Source organism: Pseudomonas helleri, from assembly GCF_009600315.1.
GTDB classification, from domain to species: Bacteria; Pseudomonadota; Gammaproteobacteria; order Pseudomonadales; family Pseudomonadaceae; genus Aquipseudomonas; species Aquipseudomonas helleri_A.
This window is the reverse complement of the sequence record NZ_WIWC01000089.1, coordinates 1-1,112: the sequence shown is the minus strand read 5'-3', so window position 1 is coordinate 1,112 and position 1,112 is coordinate 1. Positions and strand designations below refer to the sequence as shown.

Here is a 1,112-nt window from a genome sequence, read left to right as displayed (position 1 = left end):
GGCGGCGGCAAAAACTGAGTGCAACACCTGACCTTTCCGGTACGGTGCTGCCCTATGTCTTATTCCGAACTCAGCGTTGAAGAGCGTGCCACCATTCAAGTTAGTCATGCCCAAGGCCTCAGCTTGCGCAGGATTGCCTGCTTGATCAACCGATCCCCTTCGACGGTCAGCCGGGAGATGCGCCGCAATCGAGATGCAGCTGGCAGCTACTCGGCCCGTGTGGCTCAGCAGCGGATGAAGGCCCGCCGCCAGGCTTGTCGGCCCATGCGAAAGCTGCTGCCAGGGAGTGAGCGCTTTGAACTGGTGATCCATATGCTGCGCCAGCGTTTGTCTCCCGAGCAGATTGCCGGCAAGCTGCGCAGTATGAACATACCCAGCCTTAGAGATGCCTACGTCTGTCGCGAGACGATCTACAACGCGATCTATGCCCTGCCCGTCGGTGAGCTGCGCAAGGAGTTGATCCTTTGTTTGCGCCAAGGCAAGACGACACGTAGACCACGCCTTGGCGGTGTGGATCGGCGCGGGCAGATTCCAGAGATGGTCAGCATTCACTTGCGCCCGCCGGAAGTTGAAGACCGGCTGATGCCGGGGCATTGGGAAGGCGACCTTATTAAGGGTAAGGCTAACGCCTCGTCTGTAGGTACGCTGGTGGAGCGCACTAGTGGTTACCTGATGCTGGTGAAGATGAACGACGCGACGGCGACCTCGGCGATGGAGGGCTTCAGCGCCGCCCTCAATAACATGCCGCTGGCGATGCGCAAGAGCATGACCTACGACCAGGGCCGGGAAATGGCACAGCACGCCGAGATCACCCAGAGAACCGGTGTGGCGATCTACTTCTGCGACCCGCACAGCCCTTGGCAGCGCGGCAGCAACGAAAACATTAATGGCCTGATCCGCCAGTACCTGCCCAAGGGCACTGACTTGTCGGTACATAGCCAAGAAGAACTGGATGCCATTGCGTTTCAACTGAACATGCGTCCACGTAAGCGCTTCGATTTCAAATGTCCTATCGAAGTCATGAGCGAAGTGATGCAGAAAGCCTTGGCTATGCAATATGATGCTCCTGCGTCAATTCAATAACCGTGTTGCACTCAGCTCCTGCAACCGCC

1 protein-coding gene is annotated in these 1,112 nt (G+C 57.9%); it reads left to right on the top strand.

Annotation, left to right across the window (positions count from 1 at the left end; translation table 11 throughout):
* The first annotated feature begins 54 nt into the window (after window positions 1–54).
* Window positions 55–1,083: an IS30-like element ISPsp4 family transposase gene (locus GHN86_RS22940; protein ID WP_023662037.1), complete on the top strand. Its 1,029-nt coding sequence runs from the start codon at window positions 55–57 to the stop codon at window positions 1,081–1,083.
* The last annotated feature ends 29 nt before the right edge of the window (window positions 1,084–1,112 follow it).